At 59.9% G+C, this 25,231-nt stretch carries 21 protein-coding genes and 1 pseudogene; 8 read left to right on the top strand and 14 right to left on the bottom strand.

Going from position 1 to position 25,231, the window contains the following annotated elements; genetic code table 11:
• Nucleotides 1–332 precede the first annotated feature (332 nt).
• From EII23_RS09705 to EII23_RS09675, 6 genes are all read right to left on the bottom strand, one after another.
• Nucleotides 333–767, bottom strand: coding sequence for a cytochrome c3 family protein (locus EII23_RS09705; protein WP_124793181.1), 435 nt, complete (start codon nt 765–767; stop codon nt 333–335).
• Between the two features lie 112 nt (nt 768–879).
• The gene (locus EII23_RS09700) at nt 880–1,836 is read right to left on the bottom strand and encodes a formate dehydrogenase accessory protein FdhE (protein WP_124793180.1); all 957 of its coding nucleotides are present in this window, start codon (nt 1,834–1,836) and stop codon (nt 880–882) included.
• Nucleotides 1,837–1,963: 127 nt separating this feature from the next.
• A complete protein-coding gene (locus EII23_RS09695; protein ID WP_124793179.1) occupies nt 1,964–2,623 on the bottom strand; it encodes a 4Fe-4S dicluster domain-containing protein in 660 nt (219 codons plus the stop codon).
• A gap of 114 nt (nt 2,624–2,737) precedes the next feature.
• Nucleotides 2,738–5,782: a formate dehydrogenase-N subunit alpha gene (fdnG, locus tag EII23_RS09690; protein WP_148091248.1), complete on the bottom strand. Its 3,045-nt coding sequence runs from the start codon at nt 5,780–5,782 to the stop codon at nt 2,738–2,740.
• A gap of 155 nt (nt 5,783–5,937) precedes the next feature.
• The gene (locus EII23_RS09680; RefSeq protein WP_124793176.1) at nt 5,938–7,596 is read right to left on the bottom strand and encodes an FmdE family protein; all 1,659 of its coding nucleotides are present in this window, start codon (nt 7,594–7,596) and stop codon (nt 5,938–5,940) included.
• A gap of 71 nt (nt 7,597–7,667) precedes the next feature.
• Nucleotides 7,668–8,303: a molybdenum cofactor guanylyltransferase gene (locus tag EII23_RS09675; protein ID WP_124793175.1), complete on the bottom strand. Its 636-nt coding sequence runs from the start codon at nt 8,301–8,303 to the stop codon at nt 7,668–7,670.
• Between the two features lie 132 nt (nt 8,304–8,435).
• On the opposite strand from EII23_RS09675, the gene EII23_RS09670 reads away from it, so the two are divergent.
• From EII23_RS09670 to EII23_RS09655, 4 genes are read left to right on the top strand one after another with little or no spacing between them, the layout of a single operon-like run.
• Nucleotides 8,436–8,924: a CvpA family protein gene (locus EII23_RS09670; protein WP_124793174.1), complete on the top strand. Its 489-nt coding sequence runs from the start codon at nt 8,436–8,438 to the stop codon at nt 8,922–8,924.
• Nucleotides 8,925–8,961: 37 nt separating this feature from the next.
• Nucleotides 8,962–9,753, top strand: a complete 792-nt coding sequence (mazG, locus tag EII23_RS09665) for a nucleoside triphosphate pyrophosphohydrolase (RefSeq protein ID WP_124793173.1) — start codon at nt 8,962–8,964, stop codon at nt 9,751–9,753.
• On the top strand, nt 9,714–11,864 hold the full coding sequence (locus tag EII23_RS09660; protein WP_124793172.1) for a hypothetical protein: 2,151 nt from the start codon (nt 9,714–9,716) through the stop codon (nt 11,862–11,864). Before mazG ends, EII23_RS09660 begins: the two co-directional genes overlap by 40 nt.
• A complete protein-coding gene (locus EII23_RS09655) occupies nt 11,861–13,675 on the top strand; it encodes a hypothetical protein (protein ID WP_124793171.1) in 1,815 nt (604 codons plus the stop codon). Before EII23_RS09660 ends, EII23_RS09655 begins: the two co-directional genes overlap by 4 nt.
• Before the next feature lie 11 nt (nt 13,676–13,686).
• Here EII23_RS09655 and EII23_RS09650 read toward each other — a convergent pair whose 3' ends face one another.
• Entirely contained in the window at nt 13,687–14,160 is a 474-nt protein-coding gene (locus EII23_RS09650; RefSeq protein WP_124793170.1) for a 23S rRNA (pseudouridine(1915)-N(3))-methyltransferase RlmH, read from the bottom strand.
• Between EII23_RS09650 and EII23_RS09645 the strand changes: the two genes are divergently transcribed.
• Nucleotides 14,159–14,860 (top strand): L-threonylcarbamoyladenylate synthase, encoded by a 702-nt coding sequence (locus EII23_RS09645; RefSeq protein WP_124793169.1) that lies wholly within the window; start codon nt 14,159–14,161, stop codon nt 14,858–14,860. The two genes, EII23_RS09650 and EII23_RS09645, sit on opposite strands and share 2 nt — an antisense overlap.
• Before the next feature lie 79 nt (nt 14,861–14,939).
• Nucleotides 14,940–16,769: a methyl-accepting chemotaxis protein gene (locus EII23_RS09640; protein ID WP_124793168.1), complete on the top strand. Its 1,830-nt coding sequence runs from the start codon at nt 14,940–14,942 to the stop codon at nt 16,767–16,769.
• A gap of 142 nt (nt 16,770–16,911) precedes the next feature.
• On the opposite strand, the gene EII23_RS09635 is transcribed toward EII23_RS09640, so the two are convergent.
• The 6 genes from EII23_RS09635 to cas1 form a co-directional block, all read right to left on the bottom strand.
• Nucleotides 16,912–17,373 carry a hypothetical protein gene (locus EII23_RS09635; protein WP_148091247.1) on the bottom strand — a complete coding sequence of 154 codons (462 nt, stop codon included), beginning with the start codon at nt 17,371–17,373 and terminating at the stop codon, nt 16,912–16,914.
• 170 nt (nt 17,374–17,543) lie between these two features.
• On the bottom strand, nt 17,544–18,848 hold the full coding sequence (locus EII23_RS09630; protein WP_124793166.1) for a TIGR02710 family CRISPR-associated CARF protein: 1,305 nt from the start codon (nt 18,846–18,848) through the stop codon (nt 17,544–17,546).
• On the bottom strand, nt 18,845–19,981 hold the full coding sequence (locus EII23_RS09625) for a Card1-like endonuclease domain-containing protein (protein ID WP_185702354.1): 1,137 nt from the start codon (nt 19,979–19,981) through the stop codon (nt 18,845–18,847). The genes EII23_RS09630 and EII23_RS09625 overlap by 4 nt, the downstream gene beginning before the upstream one ends.
• 28 nt (nt 19,982–20,009) lie before the next feature.
• Entirely contained in the window at nt 20,010–20,294 is a 285-nt protein-coding gene (gene cas2, locus EII23_RS09620; RefSeq protein ID WP_124793164.1) for a CRISPR-associated endonuclease Cas2, read from the bottom strand.
• Nucleotides 20,294–20,602, bottom strand: a complete 309-nt coding sequence (gene cas2, locus EII23_RS09615; RefSeq protein ID WP_124793163.1) for a CRISPR-associated endonuclease Cas2 — start codon at nt 20,600–20,602, stop codon at nt 20,294–20,296. The genes cas2 (EII23_RS09620) and cas2 (EII23_RS09615) overlap by 1 nt, the downstream gene beginning before the upstream one ends.
• Complete coding sequence (gene cas1 / locus EII23_RS09610; RefSeq protein WP_124793162.1) at nt 20,574–21,722, bottom strand: CRISPR-associated endonuclease Cas1; 1,149 nt, start codon at nt 21,720–21,722, stop codon at nt 20,574–20,576. Before cas1 ends, cas2 (EII23_RS09615) begins: the two co-directional genes overlap by 29 nt.
• 525 nt (nt 21,723–22,247) lie before the next feature.
• Here cas1 and EII23_RS09605 point away from each other — a divergent pair.
• Both EII23_RS09605 and EII23_RS09600 read left to right on the top strand, forming a co-directional pair.
• Entirely contained in the window at nt 22,248–22,493 is a 246-nt protein-coding gene (locus EII23_RS09605; protein WP_124793161.1) for a hypothetical protein, read from the top strand.
• Between the two features lie 77 nt (nt 22,494–22,570).
• Nucleotides 22,571–23,663: pseudogene (locus EII23_RS09600) on the top strand (IS3 family transposase).
• A 66-nt stretch (nt 23,664–23,729) separates the two neighbouring features.
• On the opposite strand, the gene EII23_RS09595 reads toward EII23_RS09600, so the two are convergent.
• A complete protein-coding gene (locus tag EII23_RS09595) occupies nt 23,730–24,455 on the bottom strand; it encodes a hypothetical protein (protein ID WP_124793160.1) in 726 nt (241 codons plus the stop codon).
• Nucleotides 24,456–25,231: the final 776 nt, after the last annotated feature.

The raw sequence follows: 25,231 nt of genomic DNA, 5'->3' as shown, positions 1-25,231 counted from the left end.
ATCCCGCTCACAAGGCCCGCGCCGCCTCCTCAAGGCAGAGCCAAAACCCACACCATATGGCTGCTACGAAAAGTGCGAAAATTTCTGGACACTACCGATGAAATGCGCTGATTTCGATGTGAATTGGCAGTAGATCCTTGCAGCGGGGGATCGGAACAATACATCCCGCTTGCAAACCCGCACCGATGCCTGATAGCTACAAAACGCCCTGCTCAAGGTTCGCCCGGGGAGCAAAACGCGGCATTTCAAAAAATTTCCCTGTTGCCCATAAAAAAACAAGCCCTCATCACAAGAGGGCTTGTCACGTCAAAAACATATCCCGCTTTGCGGCATCACTTTCCGGACTTGAGGGCCTCCCGCGATGCGGCGCTCATGTGGCAGGGACGGCAGCCTCTGAATCTGGTTTCGTATCTGGCGGAATCTTCTTCCCTCTTGGCCGAATGGCAGCCATAACAGGAGCGGTTGCCGGGCTTGGCGTGGAAAGCCATGAACATGCTCATGGGGTCGCGCTCCCGCGCGCCGGGAGTGCTGTGGCATTCCCTACAGGACACATAGCGCCCATCGCTCCCTTCCTCGTGGTGGCAGTGCATGCAACTCACGCCCTTGTGCGCCGAATGCGGAAATATCACGCTCATGCGTTCGGACTCCCCGCCCTCGATCTTTATGGGATTCTTGATGATTTGGGACATTTCCTTCATGTCCCGCGCCTGGGCATCGGCCGTACACATCAGGCCCAACGCCAGCAACAACAGGGTCAGGTATTTCATGAGCGTTCCTCCTCGCTTCCGCACACTGCGGGAATCTGCATTTGTACAAATTTCCCGCAATTTCTGTCCAGTACTTTTGCTGCGGGGCGGCTTCAGGATCTGGGCCGTCGCCTCAAAAGGCATTCCAGAATGACCGGCGCAGCGGGCGCAGTTTCCTGCGCGCCGCCACCATATCCAAGTGCATCATGCCCAGAGCCAAAGCGTCCATATGAGGGTCGCCCTCACGTTCCCGCAAGTCCACCGTGGGGCAGTAACTCCTGCACCCGGTACACCAGTCCAGGCGTTCGCCGTGGGCGGCTCCGCTTTCGCGCAGAAACTCCACCACATCATTGCCTTCCTTGCCGCAGGCGGGGCAGGCATTGCGCCGGAATTGCCAGGCTGCGCCGCACAGCCCGCAGTGCAAATGCTTTTTGCCGCCGCCGCCCACCAGAAATGCGTTTTTTTCGTCCAGGCGGCTTCTGTCCAGCCAGCCGATAACGGGCAATGCCCCACAAACAGGGCAGAAACCTTCTTTCCACATGCCCTGTTTGTCCCAAGGGCCTTGCCCGTCATCGTCCAGCAGGCGGGAAGTCACGGCGCGCAGCACAGGGGCAACCACAAAACCGGCCGCAAAGTGCAGCACAGCCGGTTCCAGTCCCCTGCCCTGCGCCAAGTTGCCCAAACCGCCTTCATCGCCGGAAACCAGCGCCTCTGCCACTCCCTCGCAAAGCTCGGCAGTTTTTGACGGCTGCAGAAAAAAAGCCCGCAGGGCATCTTGGCGCGGCTTCATGGCTTCCAATTCGTTCAGCAGAGGCAGCAGCCTTTCCGCGCAAAGGCGCACGGCCTCGCCCAACCCGGAAAAACCGATGCCCGCAAGCAGGGCAATGCCCTGTCTGGCGCGCTCGGTCTGCCTGCCCTCGTCCTGCACGGCCAAAGCAAAGGCGGCCACGCGCGCATCGTCCGCCAACTGCCCGGCCAGTTCCGCCTGCGCGGACAAAAGCGGCTCAAACGCCCTGAGCACGGTTTTCAGGGCGGGCCGCCGTGCCATCACGTCCGCCAGAGTTTGTGACACGGTCTGCCTGGAGGCCATTGCATCTCCACTCGCATGGGGAGGGCAAGCCCCCCGGTTCAGGATAACGCCGCGACAGGGCGGCCAAGTTCCGCGCGGGGCCGAAAAAACCCGGCGCACTGTGCCCTATGTCGGTTTGCAGACCGGCTTACATGAAGGCGGCATATTCGTAATAATGCTCTTTTTCTTCCGCCAGCAGATACAGAACATTCACGTCCTTGAAATCCGCCAGAAAAGCCTTGGGAAAACGCTCCCTGGCCGCGCTCAGACGCTTCTGGCCCAAAGCCAGGACTTCCTCCCGTTCGCCAAAGGCCATGGTCCCCGTGGGACAGGTCTTGACGCAGACAGGCAGCATGCCCGCAGACACGCGGTCAATGCACATGTCGCACTTGGTTAGCCTGCCGCTCCGGGGATCCCGCCTGGGGATATTGTACGGACAGGCATCAGTGACCGCCTGGGCATCTTCCTCGCTCAGTTGGGCGCTTTTTTCCGTGGCCAGCACGGCCCCCGTCCGGGTATCCTGCACAATGGCGCCGGGGACGCTCATGTCGGCCACATCCTTGCAGATGGGCGTCAGGCAGTGCCTGCACTGGTCGGGAAAAAAATTCCAGATGACAGTGCCGTTTTCATCCAGCCGCTCGCGAAAACGGACGATCTTGAGGTTGTTGGGGTTCAAATCCGGAGGATTCTGGTGCGAGCCGCGCTGTTTGGTCTCGTTGGCGGGCAGATCATGCCATTCCTTGCAGGCCAGCTGGCAGCCCCGACATGCAGTACATCTTGTGGTATCAATCAAAAACGTCTTGGGCATAGCTATGCTCCCTCAGATTGAAGGCACCCCTCGCCCTGCGAATCTGCGCCACCAGGGGCAGAACCGCTGGCGGGGGCACGGGCGCGTTCCGCTGGGAGCGCGCCCGTGCCTTGCCTATATCTCGATTTCGGTCAGCTTGTCGGCCTTGCGTACATTCACACAACACGCCTTGTACTCGGGAATGGTCGTGTTGGGATCATACGCTCCGATGGTCAGCCTGTTGCTGGCATCACCGCATTTGGGCGTTGTCCAGCCGTAGGCAAAGGGCATGCCCACCAGGTGAACCGTCTTGCCCATGACCTTCAGGGGTCGGATGCGCACGGTGACCATGGCAATGGCCTCCACCGTGCCGCGGGCGCTTTCCACAATGACGCCGTCGCCGTTTTTGATGCCTTTCTCCCCGGCCAGTTCGTGGCTCATTTCAATGTACTGCTGGGGTTCGGCTTCCAGCAGATTGGGCACATTACGCGTTTCACCGCCGCCGCACCAGTGTTCGGTAAGGCTGTAGGTGGTCAGCACAATGGGGAATTTGGGATCCGCCGGAGGTGCGAACTTGTCGTGCTCCGAATTGTGGAACTTGTACACAGGGCTGCTGATCTGCCTGGAGAACGGATGGCTGGCCAAAGGCGTTTCCACAGGCTCGTAGTGCTCGGGGAAAGGCCCGTCGGCCACACCGGGGCCAAAGAACTGGGCATGCCCGTCCCTGAGCATGATGAAGGGCAGCTTGCCCTTTTCCTTGTCCGCCAGAGGCGGCCAACCGCCGTCGGGCACATCGCCCACCCATTTGGTGCCGTCCCACTCGATAACCGCCTTGGCCGGATTCCAGGGCTTGCCGCTGGGGTCCACCGAAGCGCGGTTGTACAAAATGCGCCGGTTGACGGGCCAGGCCCACGACCAGTTGGGGAAAAGGCCGATTCTGGCTTGCATGGGCGTCTGGCTGACATCACGGCGTTTGGACTTGTTGCCCTCCTCCTCGGTCCAACTGCCCGAATACATCCAGTTGAGGGAAGAGGTGGAGCCATCGTCTTTCAGGGCAGTGAAGGCCGGAACCAACTGGCCGCGTTTGTACTGCTTGTCCCCGGCCTTGCTGTCGGCCCAGAAATGGCCGTTGATGCGCTGCGTCCACTCCTCGGCGCGGAATTTTTCCGTCCAGTGCATCTTGAGCAGGGCTTCGGGCAATACCCCGCCTTCGGCCCTGTACATCTCGCGCAGTTTGTTGAACAGGGGCACGACCATGTCGCCGAAGTCGCGGGCCTCGCCGCCCGGATTGACGCCCTTGTCAAACCACTGCAACCAGCGGCCGCTGTTGCTGATGGTGCCTTCTTTTTCGATGCGCATGGCCGAGGGCAGCAAAAAGACCTCAGTTTTTTTGGTTTTGGGGTCAACGCCGGGACGCCGCCAGTTGTCGGAGGTTTCCGAATTGTGGATCTCGCCCACCACCAGCCAGTCCAGGTTGTCCAGCGCCGCGCGCATTTTGTTGATGTTGGGGAAGCTGTTCAGCGGATTGACGCCCACAACGAATCCACCGCGCATCTTGCCGTGATAGATCTTGTCCATGACATACATGTACGAATAGTCCACGCCCGGTTCCAGCTTGGGCAGAAGATCGTAACAGAAGTCATTTTCCGGAGTGGCCGCGTCCCCAAACCAGCCCTTGAGCAGGCTGATCATGTACTTGGGCCTGTTGCTCCACCAGTTGGCGCTGTTTTTCAGCGTGGTCACGGGAGTGTTGGCCTTCATGTACTCTGCCAGAGTTTGCCAGGGGCCTCTGGGGGCGGCAAGGTAGCCGGGCAGAATGTGGTACAGCAGGGCATGGTCTGTGGAACCCTGCACATTGGGCTCGCCGCGCAGGGCGTTGATGCCGCCGCCAGCCACACCAATATTGCCCAGAAGAAGCTGGATGAGCGTTGAGGTGCGGATATTCTGCACGCCCACCGTATGCTGCGTCCATCCCAGGGCGTACAGGATGGTTCCCGCCTTGTCCGGTTTGCCGGTGGCGCAGAAGGCCTTGTACACCTTGAGCAGATTTTCCTCCGACACGCCGGTCACGTTGGAGACGTTCTTCAGCGTATAGCGGGAGAAGTGCGCACGCATCATATTGATGACGCACCGGGGGTTGGTCAGGCTCTCGTCCACAAGCGGACCACCGTCCGGGCCTTTTTCCATCACCCAGGTGCTTTTGTCGTAGGTGCGCGTTTGCGGATCGTAGCCGGTGAACAGGCCATCGTTGAAGGCAAAGTCTTTGCCCACCACAAAGGCTGCATTGGTGTAGTGCCTGACGTATTCCTTGTGGTACAGGTCATGCTCAAGGATATGATTGACCATGCCGCCCAGAAAGGCGATGTCCGTGCCCGAGCGCAGGGGCACATGAAAATCGCAGCGGGCGGACGTGCGGGAGAACTTGGGGTCCACATGCATGAGCACGGCCCCGTTGTCCTTAGCCTTCATGATCCACTTGAAGGAAACCGGATGATGTTCTGCGGCATTGCTGCCGATAATGAGCACTGCATCGCTGTTCTTGATGTCGATCCAGTGATTGGTCATTGCACCGCGTCCGAACGACTCTGCCAGAGCCGCAACAGTGGGGCTGTGTCAGACCCGTGCCTGGTGGTCCATATGGACAACACCCAGGCCGCGCATGGCTTGATGGATCACGGCGCATTCCTCGTTGGAGGCATGCGAGGTTCCCATCCAGAAAATGGATTCCAGGCGGTTGACCGTCTGGCCTTTTTCGTTTTTGAGGATCATGTCCTTGTCGCGCGCGTCCTTGACGCGGCGGGCAATCTGCTCCAGCGTCCAATCCCAGTCCTTTTCCACCCAGGTGTCGCTGTGGGGAGCGCGGTAGAGCGGCTTGGTCAGACGGTGATCGCTGTTGTACAGGGTAAAGAGTGCAGCCCCCTTGGCGCAGAGCGATCCCTCGTTGACGGGATAGTCCGGATCGCCTTCCGTGGAAACGAGCTTGCCGTCCCGCACATGGGCGATCACTTGACAGCAGACAGAACAGAAGGGGCAAACGCTCACCACTTCCTTGGCGCCCTCGATCTTCAGCCTGGCGGCATAGGCCTGGGCCTCACCCAGGTCAAAGCCCAGTTGCCCCAGCGAAAGGCAAAGGACACCGGCGCCAACCCCCTTGAGAAAACTCCGCCGTGTGGTTTTCATGGTGTTCTCCTTGTTAGCTTTCCCGTTCTTCCGCAACAAAACGCACCTGCCCTCCCGGCAGGGACGTCCTGTGCTCTGGAAGTTTGAGTCATCATAGAAAAAAAATCGTGATTTCGCAAGGCAGTTCCCTGTTTTTTCCGCTTTTTTCCGCGTTCCTATTTTCCGAACCAGCATTTGGGATAGGTACAGGTCTGGCAGCCCAGGCAATACCCGCCCTCGCCCATGCGGGCGGCCTCGGCGCGCGTGATGTCGCGCCCGGCCAGAAGGCGCGGCAGGGCAAGGTCCAGAAACGTCGTCTTGTAATACAGGGCACAGGCGGGAACCCCCAGAACCTGCATGGAGCCGCCATCAAAATCCATCCGCCCCACAAGGCTCATGGCGCCGGGCAGCACCGGAACGCCGTGCAACGCCTGGGTGAGGCCAGCTTCCACCAGGGCCTGCCGGGTCACGTCGTCCGGATCCACGGAAAGGCCGCCGGTGGTCACCAGCAAATCCACCCCGGCCTCGCGCATGGCCGCAACGGCGCGGCGCATGCTCTCCCTGTCGTCGGGCACGATTTCGCTGCGCACCACACGGCACCCCAACACATGTACCTTGGCCGTGACCACGGGAATGAACTTGTCTTCCACAATACCCTGAAAAACTTCCGTGCCCGTTACCAGTATGCCCACGCGGGCCTTGCGCAACGGCAGAACACGAAAAAGAGGGCCGCCCTCCAGAGCCGCGAGAGCCAGTTCCAGATGCTCGCGCGCAAGAAAGAGCGGAATGGTCCGTGTGCCCGCCAGGGCACTGCCCTCCCTGACCAGGGTGGCGTCCTGCCGCGAAGCCGCCATGACCTCCGGCGTCAGATTGAAGGCGCGCAAACGCTCCACGTCCACCGAAAACAGGCCGTCGCGCGAAGCCGTGAAGTCGATCTTGCCTTCACGGGGCGGCAACTTCCAGGCCACGCCCTCGCCGGCCATGCGCCGGGCAAAAAGTTCCGCGGCCTCGTTTTCGTGCACAGGCCCGCGCGCATCCGCGCTGGCGGGCGCGCCTTCCTCCATCAGGGCCACATGAAAGCGCCCCATCTGCTGCAAACGGCAAATGTCGCCCACGCTGACGCGCTGCCCGGCCCGGAACTCCGGCCCCTTGAACTGCCCCGGCTCAATGCGCGTCATGTCGTGGGCCACCACGCCTCCCACGGCCTGCTCCACGGGCACCACCCGCACACCCCCCGCAGGTTCCGGCAGCTTTCCTATTTCCCGCCGGGCCAGCACATAGGGAGCCTCGCCCTGACAGCCCCGGCACACAGGCCCGTCCCCGGCGGGATAGGCTTCGCCGCAAAGGCTGCAACAGGCAATGGCCTTCATGTGCCTGTGCCCCAGAAAACGGCGCTTGACCGTCACGGCCTCCGCTTTGCAATAGCTGTCCCCGGCCTGTTCGATTTCGGCTTCCAGGCGGGCCACGTCCTGCTCCGCCTTGGGTTTTTCCTTGAAAAACCAGGCCCGGATTTCGGGCCAGGCAGCCATTTTTTCCGGATCAAGGCTGACGCGCACCCCCTCGCCGGTATGCTTGTCAAAAAGCGAAAGCGCGTAGCGGCCCAGATTGTGTATTTTCATCCAGCCGTTGCCGATGCTGCACAGGGTAAGCAGTTGCACGGCATCGGGCAGACACTTGGGCGACTCCACCACCGCCTCGAACAGCGTGCCATCGGGAATACCGCGCTTGGCGCGCTCTACCATATAGCCGCCGATAAGCAGGCCGGGGGCGGCATAACCGTGAAAGTTTTCCGCCAGACGGCGAAATTCCCGGAAAGTATAGGCTCCGACGTTCATACGCTCTCTCCTCAAAACATGAGCGATACAAAAAAGGCTCCCGAAACCATATGCCGCAAAAGGGAAAATGGCTACTTTTTTCCCGCAGCAAGGGATTTTGCAAGGCTGATGGCCCGTGCCAGATCCTGCGGCCGGTTCATGTTGAAAAAAGGCAATGCCTCCTCCGGCCCGTAGAGCAGGACACGGCGCAGGCCGGCAGGGATCATCCCTCCCAGCCTGCGCTCCCCCCGGCCAAGGGCATCTGTGAGAAAAGGCAGTGATCCGGCTTCATACACGGCGGCCAGGGGCTCTTCGCGCCCGCTGTCCGCAGCAGCGTACAGGGTGAGCAGGACGCCCGGCGGGGCTTTGGCGCGCGCCCGCAGCAGGGCCGTCAGAGTGGCGGCGTTCATGAAGGGCAGATCGCAGGAAAGCGCCAGCACAGCCGCACAGCCCTGCCGGATGGCCTGCTCCAGCGCGGCCGCGACTCCGGCCGCCGGACCCAGGCCCGTTTTTGCATCGTACAGGCAAGGAAAGCCGGGATAGCCACGTCCGGGACGGCAGGAAACCCAGCAGGGGCGGACAAGGCCAGCCAGCAGAGCATGGGTGCGGGCCAGAAGATGGGGCTGATCCGGCCCGTACACGCGCAGCAGGGCCTTTTCGTGCCCCATGCGCGCGGACAGCCCGCCAGCCAGAACCACCCCGGCCACAACGCCCTGTGCAGCTTCCATCCCGCCTCCTGCCGCTTTTTTACCAGCAAGCCGGAGCAGTGCCAAGGCCGCAGCCGTGCGGCAAGCATTGTGCCGCGCCCCGGCATTTGCTATGGTGGCCGCGCCGGAACTTTTTTTCGGTGAGGAGAGTTCATGGGCCAGGATCTGTTTGACCTTGTTGTCGTGCTCACGCTGGTGCTGTTCACCGTGCGAGGTTTCATCAACGGCTTTGTGGGCGAGGTGGCCGGGCTGGTTTCCCTGTTGGGCGGCTTCTGGGCCGCACACAACTATCACACCCGGCTGGTTCCGCACCTGACCTTAGTCAGCGAGCCGGTCTGGCGCTCCATCCTGGCCTATGTGCTCATTTTTCTGGCGGTTATTGTGCTGGTGGCCCTGCTGGCGCGCCTGCTACAAAAAATCCTGAGTTTCAGTTTCGTGTCCTGGGCCGATGGCATCGCGGGCGGATTGCTGGGCCTGGCCAAGGGCGTGCTGCTCTGTTCTCTGGCGCTGCTCGCGCTGCAAAAATTCTTTGCCAACGCGGCATTTCTCCAGAGCTCGCGCGCCCTGCCCTACTTCAATGCCCTCATGCTTCAGGTGCGCTCCTGGCTGCCGCCGGACATTCAGACCCGCCTGGGCATCTGACCTTTCGCGCCCCTCCAACCCCATTAAAGAGTTTGCCATGTCGTCCCGGGAAAAACTCCAGCAGGTCATCGACACCCTCCTTTCTCCCCAGGGCTGCCCCTGGGACAGGGAGCAGACCCCCCAGAGCCTTGTTTCCTATATTCTTGAAGAAAGCCATGAGCTTGCCGGGGCCATCCGCTCCGGAAAAACGGCCGACATCCGCGAGGAACTGGGCGACGTGGCTTTCCTGCTGCTTTTTGTGGCCCGCCTTTACGAAAAGCAGGGAGAATTTTCTTTCAATGACGCCCTGGACGCGTGTCGGGCCAAAATGATACGCCGCCACCCCCATGTTTTCGGCGACACGGTTTTTGACAATCTGGACGCGCAGCTCAAGGCGTGGGAAGAAATCAAGCGTAACGAACATGCCGACGAAAATCGGGAACCGACAGGACTTTTTCACAGCCTGCCCGAAAGCCTGCCCTCTCTGCTCAAGGCGTACCGCATCCACTCCAAGGCGGCGCGCGTGGGCTTTACCTGGCCGGAGGATGAAGAGGTGGAGCAACAGGTGGAGGCCGAATGGCTGGAATGGCTGGACGCTTCGGCCAGCGGCGACCGGCAGGCCCAAGAGCACGAACTGGGGGACCTGCTCTTCAGCATCACGGAACTGGGACGCCGCAAGGGCATCAAAGCCGATGAGGCGCTGGATCTGGCTACACGCCGCTTTTTGAAGCGTTTTGCGCGCATGGAGGTTCTGGCGCGGGAGCAGCACAAGGATTTTGCCGCCCTCAGCCTGGACGAGAAGGACGAACTGTGGAACATCGCCAAGGCGGAAGAAAAGCTGCTGCCCTGAGCCTGCCGCTCTTGCGGTGCGTGCCCGGCGCTTCGGGCCGCAGGCCCCTGCTCCTCTTCGGAATGGCGCTGGCCTGGCTGGGGGCTGCCCTCTGGCTGGACGGGTGCGTTCCCGCACGGCAGGCTGTCCGCACAGTTCCCCGCGCAGATAACGCGCACTCCCTCCCCCGCGCGGATCCCGGCTATCTGCAATGGCTGGAAAAACAGTCCATGCTGGGCAGCGCACAGGAGATCACCGGGCAGGTGTCGGGCACGGAGCGCGTCTGGGACAGCAGCGCCACACCGCAACGGGCGGACATGCTGCGCGCGGCCGCGCCCAACTGGCTGCTGGTCGATCCGCACGCCGTCAGCACACCGCGCACGGTTTTGCACGCTCTGGATCAGGAAGAATTTGTGCGCTTCATGGCTCAACAGGGCCTGTCGGGGGTTTTTCTCTCGCCTGTGGGAGAACGAGGCGACATCTGGCAGGCCCCGTCCACACCATCCGCATCCATATCTGCCGGGGAAGACGGCTCCAATACCACGTCCCTGCGCCTGGACCCTGCGGTGGGCGATGATACAAGCTTCCTCGCCCTGACAGACAGGCTGGAGGAGGCCCATATCCAGACAGGCGGCGACCTGCTGCCTGCAGCTACCGGGCTTGGCCCGGACTTCATGCTCCAGGCGCGCAGGGCTGCGCGGTTTGACGGATTGTACGCCATGCTGCCTGCGGCCCGCGAGGACTGGGATATTCTGCCCCAAACTGCCGAAGCCTGGGACTGCCGCCCTCTGACGGCCGAAATGCTGGCGGAATTCCGCCGCCGTGGCCGGGAGCCGCAAGCTCTGGAGAGAGACAGCCTGAACTGGCCCCGCCCCGGCGGCTGGGCCGCCACAGGCCCGGTACTGGGCGCTGACGGGCAGACGCGGCGCTGGCTGTATCGCTACAGCGGCCATGCCTTGCGGCCGGTTCTGCTCTGGCAGGATCCTTCCGGTCAGGCGCGGCGCGTTTTCTCCGCCGCGATCATCCGCCACACCGGCCTCCAGCGCCAGACGCTGGCGGGCCTGCGCCTGGAAGGCTTTTGGGGCCTGGACGCCAAAAAACACAGGCCTTCCCCTGCCAGAGACGCGCTGACTCCCGGCGTTGAAGCACTGGATGCGCTGGCGCGCGAAGTCCGCCGCTACGGCGGCTGGTCCCTGCAAAACGAAATTCTGCCGCCCTCCCTGACCACAACCGTGCTGGACACCTCCGTGGACTTCAGCCGCGACAGTAGTGTACCGGCGGCAGCGGCCTTTGCCCTGCTCAGTGGCGATGCCTCCCCACTGACAACCCTGCTGCAGCGATCCCTGGCCGCAGGCGTGGACCACAGCCGCCTGGCCCGCGGGCTGGACGGTGGCGTGCGCCTGGACTGGCGTCCCCTGCTGGATCTGGCCGACGGGGCAGAACGTGTGCGGAAGGCCCGGAGCGTGCCCGGCTTGTCCGCTCCAGAGCCTGAATTTTTCGCCAGCATTGCATTTCTGGCAGCGCGCGCTCTGGGCCTTGCAGAGGCGACCGCTGCACGGTCAGAGCACTCCCCGGCCATGCGCACGGCCTGCCTGCTTCTTCTGGGTTGGCGGATGGGGCTTCCGGGGCTGGCTTTTGTCAGCCCCCACGATCTGACGGGCGCGCTGGCCGGGCCGCAGTCCATACTGCCCGGCACATCCCCGCGTGTTCCCCTCTGGGCTGAAGATACGTCCGGCCAGGCAGCGGCCACCGTTCCACAAATTTTCGGTTCTCTGGCACATCAGGCAGCCCGTCCGAACAGTTTTGCCAAAGATGTGGCGCACCTTCTGCGCCAAAGGCACAAAAGCGGCCTGGCCAGCGGCAGCCTGCGCAGCGTACAGGCCGGGCCGCCGGGCTGTGTGACAGCGCTGAGCGCCCTGCCCGGTGGAGGGCACTGGCTTCTGGCCGCCAATTTTTCCGGCACAAAAAAGCGTCTGCGCTGTCCCCTGCCTTCCCGGACGGCACAGGCCCGCGACGTTTTCGGCGGGGTTTTCCCCCTGAAGGAAAACATTCTGGAACTGGAACTTGACGCGCGCCACGCGCGCCACATACTTCTGACGCCACACCCCACGAGTAAAGGAGCGAACCCATGACCCAGAACAGCCCCCCCAACGGAGCTTCGCCGCAGGAGACCGCCGACGCGCCGCAGCCGGAGGAAAGCGCTTTTTCCGGCAACCGGCCCGAAGCACAGATACCGGCAACGCCCGGTGCGCAAAAATTCCTGGCCGCCCTGGCTCTGGTGGCTCCCCTGACGCTGCTTGCGCTGGCGGCCGCGCTGGCCTGGCCGGCCTTTTTGGGCAACAGCCAGTACTGTCCGCACGAGGCCGCGGGCATTCTCGCCTATCATCAGAGCGCGGCCAAGGGATTCTGGCTGTCTCCCATGAGCGCGGGGCTGGCACACTGGCCGGGCTTTTTCTGGCTTACAGGAGGGCTTGAGGCCCTGCTGAACGCGTCCGCGCCGCAGTGGGCGCACATGCTCTTTCCGCTGGCAGCGTTCTGCGGCGCTGGCGTGTGCCTGTTGGCCGTATGGGGCCTGTGCCGCGCCGCGGGCCTGAACTCCACAGAAGCTTTGGCTGGAAGCCTTGTGCTGCTCTGCTCTCCACTTTTTGCCCCGCTGGTTGTTTTGGCAGCTCCGGAAGGTCTGGCTGCGGGGCTGACCCTCATTTCCCTGGCCTTTCTCTGCCGCGGCTGGCAAAAGGAGCGCGCAGTCCTTCTTCTGCCCACAGGTTTTGTGCTGGCGGGGCTGGCCGGACTGACAGGAGGGCTTTTTTACCTCGCTGTTCCGCTGGCCGCCAGCGTGTTTTTTCTGTTCTGGCGGGGAGCTTTCCTCCGGGCGCAGGGTCTGGACGGGCTGCTGGGCTTTGTGCTGCTGTTGGCTCTGGCGGCCGTCTGGCTGGGCTGCCTCATGCTCTGGAAGCAGCCCGAAGGATATTTGCGCTCTCTGAGCCAGAACCTGCTGCTCCGGCCCGACGCGGCATCCCTCAAGCCGATGCTCATGGCGGCAGTGGGCCTGCTGCCCTGGACGGCTGTTGTGGCCTGCGTTTCCTGGGCGCGTGTTCTGCGTACAGCCCCACAGGATCTGCGCGCCTCGCGCGGGGAAAAATCCGGCACGGCCTTTTTGTGGTTGGCCCTGCTGGCTGGCAGCCTGCTGTGTCTGATGGCACCTGCGCCCGTCGGCGCGGCTCTCTGCCTTGCGGCACTGGCAGCTCCCCTGCTGGGCAAGGCTGTTGTGCGTCTTTCCGGCACAGGCAGCCGCCTGTTTGCCCTCATCACAGCCCTGCTCTTCCTGCACGTGGGCATGGCTCTGGCGGCGGCGCATTTCGGCTTTACGCTGGACCGCATGGCGCAGATGCTGCGCTTCACCCTTGACCCTTCGCTGCGGGAGGCTCTGCTGGGGCTGACGGCCCTACCCGTCTTGGGCGGCCTCTGCATCATTGCAGCCCTGATTCTGGCGCGCCTGGCCCGGCGGCAGACGCACGGCGGAGGCTGCGGCGTACTGCTCGCCTGCACGGTTTTGACAATTCTGCTGGCCCAGCCCGCACATTTTCTGCTGGCTCCTGGACTGCACAGCCTGCCCCAGACCAGCCTGCTGGGGCTGGAAACCATCCTGACTCCGGCGCAGCCTGCCGAGTCCGCAACAAGCACGCCCGAAAACGCACAGCCCGCTCCCCATAAAAATGCACCCGTTGCGCCGGACAACGGCGATGTCTCCGCCGTCCCACCCGTGGAGGAAAAACCTGCGCAGGAAAATCCGGCGCAAAGCACACCACAGGCAGCCCCCGATCCACAGCCGGAGCAAGCGGAACAACAGGAACAGCCAGAGCAGGCGCATGGCGATGCGCGTATGCCGGACGTGCCAAACGCGCCGGACAGGCCAAACATACCGGAAGCAAAGGAAATCTGAAAAAAATATCCTCAGTGGTGATAGGGGATTCTGCACAGAATACAGCCCGCGCGATAGATTTGCTCCAACAGGAGTACGCGGGCCAGTTCGTGGGGCAGGGTCATGGAGGAAAGGCTGATCAACGTGTGGGCGCGCTGGCGCACGCTCTCGTCCAGCCCCCAGGCACCTCCCAACACAAAACAGATGCGCCCCTGCGCGCTTTCATCCAGCTGGCGGAAAAAATCCGCCAACTGGAACGAAGTGAAGGTACGGCCGCGCTCGTCAAGCACCAGAGCAATGTCCTGCGGCCCAAGAGCTTCGAGAAGGCGGCGTCCTTCCAACGCAGCGCGCCGGTCGGGGGGGAGTGTGGCATCGCCGTCACGTACTTCTGTGCAGTCCAGACGCCGCCAGCGCTTGATCCGCGCCAGATAGTGGGCGGCGGCGTCCTTCCAGAAAGGAACTTTCAGCCTGCCCACGCTGATGCATCGCAAAGGTTTGCCTGTCATGCCGTCTGTGCCTGTTGCGGATTGTGCTTCCGCCCCTGCCGGAGGCAGTGCGCATCTTTCTCTGGAGGAAGCCGCGCTCTGTCTGCGGCGGGGGGGCGTGCTGGTTTTTCCCACGGAAACGCTGTATGCCCTCGGCTGCCTGGCGACAGACAGCCGGGCTGTGGAACGAGTATACCAGATCAAGCGCAGGTCCGTCCACAAACCCTTGCCCCTGCTGGCCGCCGATGCGGAACAAGCCGGGGCCGTGGTTCATCTTGCGGCCCTGCCGCCGGAACTGGCGGCTTTCTGGCCGGGGCCACTCAGCGTGCTGTTGCCCGCCCTGCCCAGCTTGCCCCTCCCCCTGCGCAATGCCCGTGGGCTGGCTGCGCTGCGCGTGACCTCCCACCCGCAAGCTGCTGCCCTGGCCCGCGCGGCGGGCTGTCCCCTGACAGCCAGCAGTGCCAATTTTCGCGATGCAGCCCCGGCATGCCTCCTTCAGGATCTGGACACCGACCTGCTGGACGCGCTGACCGCCGCCTCCCCACTCCCCGGGCGTTGCCCTCTGTTGTCGGGGCATCCCCAGCCCGCCGGGGGCAAACCTTCCACGCTGGTGGAGCCTCTGCCCAAAAAGCCGGGAGGGCAAAAGGCGCTACGGGTGCTGCGGCCCGGAGCCGTGCCGGAAAAGGCTCTGGAAGACGCGGGGTTTTTTCTCGTCCGCTGAACCCCCTCGTCCATAAAGTGGCGCGCGCAAACGCCGATAAGGCAGAAAGAAGTCCTACATTCTCCGTCGGGGTATCATCATGTTGAAAGAATGCAGCATCAAATGGAAAGTTCTGGGGGTCGCGCTGGTCGGGCCCCTGTGCGTCGCGCTCATCATGGCCTGGGGACGCATGGGTGACATCCGGGACGGAGCCGACGAAGCCATTCTCGAAAAAAGTCGTGCCATTGTGCTCATGGCGGAAGCCACGCGCAACGAAATGGCCCGCAAGCTTGAGCTTGGCATCATGATGCCTTTCGAGCAACTGCCTCCGGACAAGATTCTTGACGCAGTTCCTGTTGTGACGGCCATCCGCATGGCGGCCGCCAATGCCAAAGAGGCCGGGTACGAGTTCAGGGTGCCGAAGGTGCAGCCCCGCAACCCGGCCAACACTCCGACGGAACTGGAACAGAAGGTTCTGAAAGAACTTGAGGAGAAAAATCTTCCGGAATTTATTGTCTATGAGAAGGACAAGATCCGCTTTTTCCGTCCGATCCGCCTCACCAAGGAATGCCTGTACTGCCACGGAGATCCGGCTGGCACGCCCGATGTGGTCGGCGGAGTGAAGGAAGGCTGGAAAGAGGGCGAAATACACGGCGCATTCGAAGTCATCAGCTCTCTGGAAAAAGCCCACGAACGTACAGCCCTGGCGCAGGTGAGCGTGAGCGTGTGGACGGGAGCCATCCTTGCCGTGCTCGGCGTGGTTGCCTGGATACTGCTGCGTAGCGGGATCATCCAACCGCTTGAACGCATTCGCGGCTTCGCCTCCGCTGTGGCCCACGGCAACCTTGCCGCCCGGCCCGAAGGCACGTTCCATGCCGAACTCGGCGAGGTGAAGGATGCCATCGAAGCCATGGTCGACAACCTCAAGGTGAAAATGGACGAGGCCGACGCGCGCGGCAAGGAAGCATCGAATCAGGCCGCCCGCGCGGAAGGGGCTCTTGTGGAAGCCCGACAACAGGAAGAGCGCATCTCCAATCTGCTCGGGCAGATGCATCAGGTTGCGGCCCAAGCGGTACACATTGCGCAGCAGGTGTCCACAGCGGCGGAAGCTCTTGCCTCGCAGGTTGATTTGGTCACCGCCGGAGCCAAAAACCAGCGGACACGCGCGGCGGAAACCGCCACCGCCATGGAAGAGATGAACGCCACAGTGCTTGAGATCGCGCGCAATTCCGCAAGTTCCGCCCACAGCATGGAGCAGGCGCGCAGCCAGGCGTCGCAGGGCGAAAAAATCGTGACCGAGGCCGTGGACGCCATCCGCGCTGTACATGAGCAGACACGCGACCTTCAGGGGGCCATGTCTGCCCTGGGCAGCCAGACAGAAGGCATCAGCCGCATCATGGAAGTCATTTCCGACATCGCCGACCAGACCAATCTTCTGGCCCTGAATGCCGCCATCGAAGCCGCCCGCGCGGGCGAGGCCGGAAGGGGCTTTGCTGTGGTGGCCGATGAAGTGCGCAAACTGGCGGAAAAAACCATGTCTGCTACCAATGAGGTCGGCTCCGCCATACAGGCCATACAGGCAGGGACGCAGCGCAACATGCAAAGCATGGCCCATGCGGCGCAGGCTGTAGAACGGGCCACCACACTGGCTCACCAGTCCGGTGAGGCGCTCACGCAGATCGTTTCCCTTTCCGAAACCAATTCTGACCAGGTGCGCTCCATCGCGACAGCGGCAGAGCAGCAGTCCGCCACCAGTGAGGAAATCAACCGCGCTGTGGAGGACGTGAGCCGCATTGCCACGGAAACTGTGGACGGCATGACGCAGGCCGCACTGGCGGTGACGCGCCTCGCGCAGTTGGCGCAGGAGCTTGACGGCCTCATCTCCAGCCTTGAAGCCGCAGGCGGCAGCGCGTCTGCCGGAAAGGCATAGGCGGGAAATTTTCCAACAGGCGCGAAAGCCCCGTGCGCCGCTTGCACAAAAAGTTCGGACGGCCCAGCCGCGCGAAAAAATTGCAAGCGGCGCACGGGCTGCGCCAGACTGGTCAGCTGAACTGCTACAGGTTAGCGGCGCTTCAGGTTGCAGCTTCTGTCAGCTTTGCCAACAGCCTTATCTGTTGCTGCCGCAACCGCTCTCCTGACAGACCTGCCCCGGAAAAATCCCGTATACGCCGCCAGTCTTCGCGCGCACGCAGGCTGACGGCGGAGCGGGTATCTGCATCCACCACCTTCCAGAAGCTGTCTGCGCACGTCCCATTCTCCACTTCCAACAGCAAGCCGTACCTTGTGCCCGGACGCAGCAAGGCGTAGCGCCCTGCTTTCATATGCAGGCGAGCCGCCAAGCAGCCACATGTCAAATACTCTTGCGACAAATCCAGACTTTTTGCCCATACTGCAGCAAGCAGTACTCCCCGAAGCTCGTGGCCATAGTGATGCGGCCACAAAACCTTCGGCGTGGTCAATTTGCCCGCATCGTGGGTCAGAGCCATCCAGACAGCCAGAGGGTTTCCGGCAACAGCATTCATGCAGCGGGCCATATGATCCAGAAGAGAGCCATTGTGCCAGGGGCGCGGCCCAGCAGGAATATACGGTGCCTCGCACAAAAAACACGGCAAGGGAAATTGCCCGCCGGCCAGCGCATGACACAGCCGATCTCCGGGGCGTCCGCCGGCCAGCAGGCCGCAAAAAAACTCTTTCAGTCCTTCTTTCACAAAAGCAGGCTTTTCCAGTTCAGCCGGGGGAAGGACGGCAGATCCTCTTTGCGCATTCCAAGAAATACCAGCGCCACAGCAAACAAATCCCGGAACCTGTCTTCACCCACCGGGGTATACCCATGCGCCAGCAGGGAAATATTGCGGGCTTCCAGAGATCTTTTCAGTGCGTCTTCATGCATACGATACGCTTTGCCCAAGGGATCATTCAAAGCATCCAGCAGCAAAAATGATTTTTGCAATCCGATACGAATACGCGCATCATCGCCTTGCCCCTCGCGAAGTTCCTCCCTCCAGCATTCCGGAACCAAGCCCATATCCACATTGCTGTTGTCAATGCCATACCGGACGCGGAGGGCAATTTTTGCGCTTTTTTCCACAGCACTGTACAGGCGCGCCACGGCATCATCATAACAGCCGAGTTCCGCCTTGCGCTGGGCATTGGCCAACAGATCGCGCAAATAGGCCATCCCGCACGACGGGGGCAGATGTCCGGATGTGGTACGCAAAGCCCGCACATCATTTTCCACTTCGGCAAGGATTTCCCGGCTTTTTTCACACGCATCACATACTGCGCCCAGCAGTTCGTTCTGCATCGCATACGGCTCAAGCCTGCCTATTGCCTGCCTGAGTTTCTGGTGAGCGGCCCCGTGAGAAAACGCATCCCACTGATAATAGGCTTCTGTCAGGTCACAGACAGCACGATAAAATTTCTGCCTGCCGCTTGTTGACCTGCCGGCAAGATCTCTTGCCGTTTCCAGCGCGGCGGAAAACTGCCCCGCATTGAACGCATGCACCATTCCGCGTATTTCACGCACCCCCATGACATTCCAAGGATTGTCCAACTGCAGGCACCTCTCATACCCGGCCTGCACAATCCCCAAACCTCCCTTGGTGCGCCTGTCTCCGCCGACATAGGAAAACCGGCTGTGATAGTCCATCATGACGAGGGTCAATGCGGCGGACATGACTTTGGTGCCGCCGGTAATATCGGCCACAAACAGGGCTTCTTCAGACAGGTGCATCTTTTGCAGGGAGCTCTCGATTCCGGCACGGATATCCCGTACGCAATCCAGAAGATTCTGGGGATCTTCAAGCGTGATAACCTCTGCGTCTAGAACTCCTTTCCAGGTCAGGGAAGCTTCTATCTCCTGACGGATGGTCTTGCGCGAGTCCGGAGAGGCCACATAAATCACATGGGTTGGCTCATGCCAGTCAACGCTTGTACGCACAGGTTCCGGAGAACCGCCCACAGAGCAGATCAACAACCACTGATTGTCTTCTGTCACAGGTATTGTCATGTCATGGAGCTCCAACGAAGAAGGGTTTTTTCCAACTGCAGCAAGCCATCTTTGAAAATCACCTCAACACCCAATGCTCGCGCTCGCTCCAGCTCATATTCCTCCAACGGCCATACCGAGCAGAGCATGGTTTTTGCGAACACTCCCCCCAAACGCTCACGCAATGAATCCGCATTGTACAGATGCGGAGATGCTGAGTTCAGAGATTCTTTATTTCCAAGGAATGCTGTTTTGCATTCAACAAGAAAAAGACGATTGTTTCTACAGAAAATCGCATCAAGCTCATTTCTAATTCTGTTTTTATACACCTCAACAGAAGATGCCCAAGATTTGATTAGCTTGTCGCAGTGCATCCTGTACAACGTCATGTGAACAAATTCCTCAAACCAGAGACCATTGCACCACTTCCGCGCACCCTCCGAAGGAAAAGACACATATCCATTTCCATACTGCACCATGCCTGCCCGTTGGCAAAGATCCAGCATTTCTTTCCACCCGGGAATATTTTCCCCCTGCTCCTTTACCATTCGCTTCGGACTGTTGAAAGCCTGCTGCGCGCAGCCATTCAGCTTGCGGACAACGGGAGGAGCCTTGCAAGCCAGATGCAACATGTCGACGAGCACTTCCCGCCGCTCTCGAGGCACGGGATTGTCCTCCATCCTTTTTATCTTGTATCCATAGGCAGCTAGGAGAGTCCGCACGTCCAGAATATCAGGCAGATCCAGACATTCCCAGGTACTGCCGGGCAAAACAATCCGGCGGGCCTCCGTATCAATGTAAAACGTGGGGAGCACATGAATAGCGGCCCACTCGGCCGCGGCCAGGGCCATCAGTTTGGTGCCGCCGTTCAGATTCACGCCGACGGTTTGTTCTTGGCATTGCTTCAGAACGGCATCAAGGGCGGAAAAGATATGCTCCGGATCTGTCCCTTGCAACGCATGCTCCACATAGCGGCACTCCCGACCTTCCAGTGCTTTTTTCAGAACTGTGTTGTGCCCGCTCTGCTTCATTTTTTCCGTGACAAGGGCATGGACGCAGGCAGGTTGCGCCTTGGGGATACTGGCTCCGAGCACCAGCGGCAGAGGCTGCCCCGAAGCAAAGACAATATGGTGGTGCATGCGGGGAAAGCCCATAAAACCTCCTTGGAATGCAAAACAGGCATCAAATGACGATCCACGATGTACTTTTTTGCAGGTGTGCGACATTTCCCAAGGTATTTTTGCGCGCAAGGCAGGATTCACACAGAGGAAAAAACTTGATGCCGTCCTCCTCCGGATCAAGGATTTTTTCCAGGCGTTTTTTCAAGTATCTCAATGTCTGATCATGCAGTCTGACCTCAAAAACGGATTTCTGCACGCGAACTCCATAGTCCAGCAGCACGGATGCAACTTTCTGCAAACGCCCGTTGTCCGCGATGTCATAAAAAACCAGCCACACACTTTCCATCAGATAACCATCCAGCCTGTCTGCGCAAGAAAAAGCCCCTTGCCCAAAACCATTCCTTTGCCAGAGCAACGGCGGCAAAGCGGATACAATACCACAGAGTCGGCTTTATCCAGCTTCAGTCCGCGCAGAAAAGCGTACACATGCTGCAGCTTTGCCCTGTTCATTCTGCACTCGAAAACAGATTTTTGCGAATGCAGCCCCTGCTCCTTCAAAAAAGCAAAAATCCTGCCTCGCGTCTTGTTGTTGCTGATGTCGTAGGCAACGAGCACGTGCGCCACGCTATCGCAGCATGAGAGGGCTGTAGGCATCGATCTCCCCTTCCACAAGACGGCGGTACTGCCGAGCCTGAAAAATCAAGGCATCGGCATAGGACATATGCCGTCCCGCCTGATGATGAAAAAATTCCGTTTCCATCTTTCTGGAAAAGGCAACAAGCACCTTCCTGAAAGCATTTTTGCGCAACAGCAGGGGCCGCCTGCCCGCCCCCCCTTCCACAGGGGAAATGTGCATTTGTTCTCCCGGCAGATCCCCGATTTCTGCCAGCGGCTCCTGCCCGGACATCAGACCAACGGGATCACACAATACCGCATCCAGATTTGCAGTCTCATCTTCCGCCTCGCAAGGTTGCTCCTGCTGAGGGGTTTCAAAGTCGTCCCAATCCAGCATGCGCATGTTGAACAGTGAGATGGTCAGCGTGTCTGCCAGCATGGCCCGGAATTCTTCCACCAGGTCAAGCGGCAGGGCATGTCGTCCGTAAGACAAAGAATGGAGAGCCGCAGGGGTGGGATCCAGGCCGACGATACGCACCGCTGCGTAGCATCTGTTGATCAGAACAGTATACAGCAGGGACAGAACGGCGTTGACGGGATCTGTGGGAGGACGGCGCACACGGCGAACAAAACCCCAATCCTGATTGAAGGCAAGGGGAAAATGCCGAAAATACAACGCTGCCCCCATTCCCTCCAGACCTCGCAGTGCGTCCAGACTCTCAATTTTTTCGACCTTGCGGGCAAGCAGACGCAGTTCTCCGGCGGCCACGCCGGCCGCACCCTGATCACGACTGCGCTTGACGCGCCCCATGACCGTTGCCTGGTTGACAAGTTTGCCTTGAACAATGCAACGCGCCGTACGCAAGCAAAAATCACTGTCCTCGGTCAAGGCAAACTGACGCTTTCGCAACAGGGCATTGGCAGGCTCAGCGGTTGCCAGCCTCCCCATGAAACGTCCGTCGGCCCGCAAAAAAACCGTATCTATATTTTCCCGCAACAACAAAAAGACAGCGGAAGACGTCAACTGCACGTTACCAAACAGAAGCAACTGCTCAAGACTCTCCACAAAAATTGTATGCTTCATGTCTGGCGTATTGACAATGAGCCTCCGCCCCTCCCTGGAAATTTTTGCTCCCTGTTCGCGTATATATGCAATCATTGCGATTTTCGCCCTTGTACCCGAGCACAAAAATTTTCCTGTCCGGCTTTTTCGTGCGCCCGAGGTTCGCGCCTGATAGCTTCAGCTTGTATCGTGACTTTTCTTCCCGAAGGCATGAAATCTTTTTATCAAGACGATGCTTTTTTTCAGGATTGCTGTTTGATTTATTCTACATCCTTCACCCCGTCTTGAGAAGCATGCTTCGCCTTTTTATTTTCGCTGGGCTGAATCGCAACGAATATGCCACTTGCGGGCTGGCAGGGCTCATCTGCCTTTGCGGCCCGCATGGAAAACTGAACGAACTGGTTAGTCAACTTGCTGCATTTACAGGGTTTTTGCATGTTGCTTTCGGGGTATCCGCAGCATGCGGAAAAACTTTTCCGTGCCGTGCAGAGTGCAATTTGGGGACGGCAGCCGTCTGCCTGCCAATCGCTCAGGCTGTTTGCGACGCGTCCGTGGGCAGGGAACGCCCGGCTTCGGGCACTGTGGATACGTTTGCCAACCATATAGAATAGAAGAATGAAGATGAAAAAATTCTTGCTCGCCTTGCCGTTGCTGGCCCTGCCTCTTCTTGTGTCCACCGAGGCGCAGGCTGTGCAGCATTTCGTGTATTGCGATGACGGACGGATTCTGGTTGATCAGCGCAATTTGGCTGACCTGCAAAAAGTCCGCAGCCGGGTTTACCAAATTGCCGGCCCCTTCCAGTTCCGCCTGGATGCCGATGCCTTCATCCAGAAGCATCATCCCAACAAAAAGTACGTCAAAAGATAGGCGGCAGTGTACCCCTCCCTTAAAATAGTCCAGACCAAAACTGGAGACTTCTGGTAGTCCATCCTCAGGAGGAAGTTATGAAGAAGTCACGGTTTTCTGAGCATCAGATCATTGCCATCCTGAAGTCCGTCGAAGCAGGGACGTGTGCCGTGAGTACGGTATCAGCAATGGCACGTTTTACGCCTGGAAGAGCAAGCTCGGCGGCATGGAAGCTTCCGATAGCAAACGTATGCGCGATCTTGAGTATGAAAACGCCCGGCTCAAACAAATGTACGCGGACTTGAGCCTGGAAAACCGGGCCTTGAAGGATGTGCTCGAAAAAAAGCTCTGAGGCCGGCCGGGAAGCGTGAGGTCGTGCTGTTCATTCATGAAGAACATGGCCTCTCCGTCAGCAAGGCGTGCAAGACAGTGTGCATGAGCCGAAGCGTATTTGCTTACAGGCCGACGCTACGCGATGACACCCCTGTGATGACGGCACTTCTTGGCCTGGCCAAACGCTACCCAAGGTATGGATTTGCCAAGTGCTTTGCCGTGTTGCGGCGTGAGGGGCATGTATGGAACCATAAACGTGTCTGCCGGATTTATCGGCAGTTGTGGCTGCACATGCGCCGCAAAGGCAGGCGCCGCCTGCCCAGCCGAGCCCCAGTCCACCTGGAGGCGCAAACCGCCGTCAACGCTTGTTGGTCTGTGGACTTCATGAGCGATGCACTGATGCACGGCCAGCGTTTTCGCACGTTTAACGTACTTGACGATTTCAGCCGCGAAGTGCTGGCTGTGGAAGTGGATACCAGTTTGCCAGCGGCCCGCGTCATTCGCGTGCTTGACCGCATAGCCGCTTGGAGGGGGTATCCTGCAAAAATGCGAATGGACAACGGTCCGGAGTTTGTTTCTGTACAGCTTGCCGGGTGGGCCGAACAACATGGTGTTGACCTTGAATTCATCCAGCCAGGCAAGCCCACACAAAATTCGTATGTGGAGCGGTTCAACCGGACTTTCCGCGATGAGGTGTTAAACTTCTATTTTTTCAGCAGATTGAGTGAGGTTCGCGTTATCGTGGACGCATGGGAGCAAGAATACAATGAGAAAAGGCCCCATGAATCATTGGGCAACCTCACGCCAGAGGAGTTTGCTCTCAAACATGCCAAGGACTCCAGTTTTGAGTTGCACTAATAAGGGGGGCTTTACAATCCATGCCGCGGGCAATGCCCTCGCGCAAGATTTCAACGCACGTCTGGCTCATCGTGTCCCCCGCCGCAATTCACAATCCACAATGGCATCAAGAATTTCCCTGTTGCGGATGGCCGCAGCTTCTTCGGCTTCCGCCGCAAGCACTTCCGCCCGGTAATCGTCTCCGATAATCTTGGCCGCCTCCGGGTGCGCCTGGCTCATCTGCTGCCAGTGGGCGTCAAGGTTGCGCATTTCTTCATCGGCAAGGGCGCGCACGGTTTCCAGCGGCATCTTGTCCATATCCGGCTGTTCCGGCAGTCGGGTATCCACGTCTTCGGCAAAGGTGCGTTCCAGAAGGCTGCCCAGGGCATAGCGAAAATTGGCGTCACCGTGCTCCATGGGCGTTGTGAGCATGTCGCCGAACACGCGCCGCATGCTGTCGGAAATTTCCAGCCCGGCGGCATCGGCATCGGCAAAGAGTTCCAGAAACCACTGCCGCATTTTTTCAAACACGCCGCGCAGTTCCGGAGTGGGGGCCTTGCCTTCCAGCAAGAAACGCTCTCCGGCGCGGGCGAATTTTTCTTCCATCGCCCGCGTCCACTGCTGCCCCGGCTCGGCTTCCACAAATTCCAGAATCCTGTTCCAGTTCTCGCGCACACGGGCGGGCACATCGGCCATACGGGCCGTCTGCTCCATCTCCCGCCGAAAGACATGGTAGAGCTCGTGCGGTGCGGAAGAGAAGTTCGCCGAAGCAAAGAACTCCACCATCGCCCTGCCGTTGGAGTCAAAGCTCACGGAGGCACGGGGATGTTCTGTCCTGTTGCCTTTGGCTTCGGGTGAGGTTATATTGCCCTCAAGCGGGCCGTCTGATCCAGAGGGGAGACTGTTTTTACGGTCGGGATACGCTGTAATTTCCCCAGCACTCTGGTATATGGCGGCCTTCTTTCTTTTCTCTTTGATCCAGTTTTTCACGCCCTTCTTTGAGCCTTCAAAAGCCGTCAGCACTCGTAGCCGACGCCCTTCTTTCGTCTGTATCGGCCCGGCGAGAGCAGCCAGTGCCCTTCCCTTGTTGCCGGGCAATGTAAATGCATAGGTGGGTCCACCCGTCACACGGTTGTTTCCCAATGCAGACACCTCTCCTTGTGCCACGATTTCAGCAATACGTCCCCATTCGGAAAAATCAGAATGCTCATTGCGTATGTGGCGCACCTGATCGGACGCCAATATGATTTCTGCACCTTGCAATTCAGGGGCATCAGACCGCTCCAAAACCCCCATCCCCATATATGATTTTTTGTCCTGGGGAGATCCGGCCAAAACTTCATCTATAAAATCCTGAAGGCTGGACGCACGATTGCGATACATGGCATGATACAGTTCATCGTGAGCAGCAACGGCACTGCCATTGCCTGCCCGATACTGCGGCCTGTAGGCTTCGTAATACTCTTCCGGCGTGCGGCCCGTGTCATGGGCCTGTAATCCCCCCAAAAAATGGTAGCGTTTGAAAGTAGAATTTCCCATACTCATGAAGCGGGAGATTTTACATGAAAAAATCACGGTTTACAGACAGC

Source organism: Desulfovibrio sp. OH1186_COT-070 (assembly GCF_003860215.1).
Lineage (GTDB): Bacteria > Desulfobacterota > Desulfovibrionia > Desulfovibrionales > Desulfovibrionaceae > Desulfovibrio.
This window is presented reverse-complemented; position numbering and strand designations above follow the sequence as displayed.

What these genes read in the sequence shown, in the direction of transcription:
- EII23_RS09705 (WP_124793181.1), bottom strand. Translation starts at nt 767, where the DNA reads ATGAAATACCTGACCCTGTTGTTGCTGGCGTTGGGCCTGATGTGTACG.
- EII23_RS09700 (WP_124793180.1), bottom strand. Translation starts at nt 1,836, where the DNA reads ATGGCCTCCAGGCAGACCGTGTCACAAACTCTGGCGGACGTGATGGCA.
- EII23_RS09695 (WP_124793179.1), bottom strand. Translation starts at nt 2,623, where the DNA reads ATGCCCAAGACGTTTTTGATTGATACCACAAGATGTACTGCATGTCGG.
- EII23_RS09680 (WP_124793176.1), bottom strand. Translation starts at nt 7,596, where the DNA reads ATGAACGTCGGAGCCTATACTTTCCGGGAATTTCGCCGTCTGGCGGAA.
- EII23_RS09675 (WP_124793175.1), bottom strand. Translation starts at nt 8,303, where the DNA reads ATGGAAGCTGCACAGGGCGTTGTGGCCGGGGTGGTTCTGGCTGGCGGG.
- EII23_RS09670 (WP_124793174.1), top strand. Translation starts at nt 8,436, where the DNA reads ATGGGCCAGGATCTGTTTGACCTTGTTGTCGTGCTCACGCTGGTGCTG.
- mazG (WP_124793173.1), top strand. Translation starts at nt 8,962, where the DNA reads ATGTCGTCCCGGGAAAAACTCCAGCAGGTCATCGACACCCTCCTTTCT.
- EII23_RS09655 (WP_124793171.1), top strand. Translation starts at nt 11,861, where the DNA reads ATGACCCAGAACAGCCCCCCCAACGGAGCTTCGCCGCAGGAGACCGCC.
- EII23_RS09645 (WP_124793169.1), top strand. Translation starts at nt 14,159, where the DNA reads ATGCCGTCTGTGCCTGTTGCGGATTGTGCTTCCGCCCCTGCCGGAGGC.
- EII23_RS09650 (WP_124793170.1), bottom strand. Translation starts at nt 14,160, where the DNA reads ATGACAGGCAAACCTTTGCGATGCATCAGCGTGGGCAGGCTGAAAGTT.
- EII23_RS09640 (WP_124793168.1), top strand. Translation starts at nt 14,940, where the DNA reads ATGTTGAAAGAATGCAGCATCAAATGGAAAGTTCTGGGGGTCGCGCTG.
- EII23_RS09635 (WP_148091247.1), bottom strand. Translation starts at nt 17,373, where the DNA reads ATGGCCCGCTGCATGAATGCTGTTGCCGGAAACCCTCTGGCTGTCTGG.
- EII23_RS09630 (WP_124793166.1), bottom strand. Translation starts at nt 18,848, where the DNA reads ATGACAATACCTGTGACAGAAGACAATCAGTGGTTGTTGATCTGCTCT.
- EII23_RS09625 (WP_185702354.1), bottom strand. Translation starts at nt 19,981, where the DNA reads ATGGGCTTTCCCCGCATGCACCACCATATTGTCTTTGCTTCGGGGCAG.
- cas2 (WP_124793164.1), bottom strand. Translation starts at nt 20,294, where the DNA reads ATGGAAAGTGTGTGGCTGGTTTTTTATGACATCGCGGACAACGGGCGT.
- cas2 (WP_124793163.1), bottom strand. Translation starts at nt 20,602, where the DNA reads ATGCCTACAGCCCTCTCATGCTGCGATAGCGTGGCGCACGTGCTCGTT.
- cas1 (WP_124793162.1), bottom strand. Translation starts at nt 21,722, where the DNA reads ATGATTGCATATATACGCGAACAGGGAGCAAAAATTTCCAGGGAGGGG.
- EII23_RS09605 (WP_124793161.1), top strand. Translation starts at nt 22,248, where the DNA reads ATGAAAAAATTCTTGCTCGCCTTGCCGTTGCTGGCCCTGCCTCTTCTT.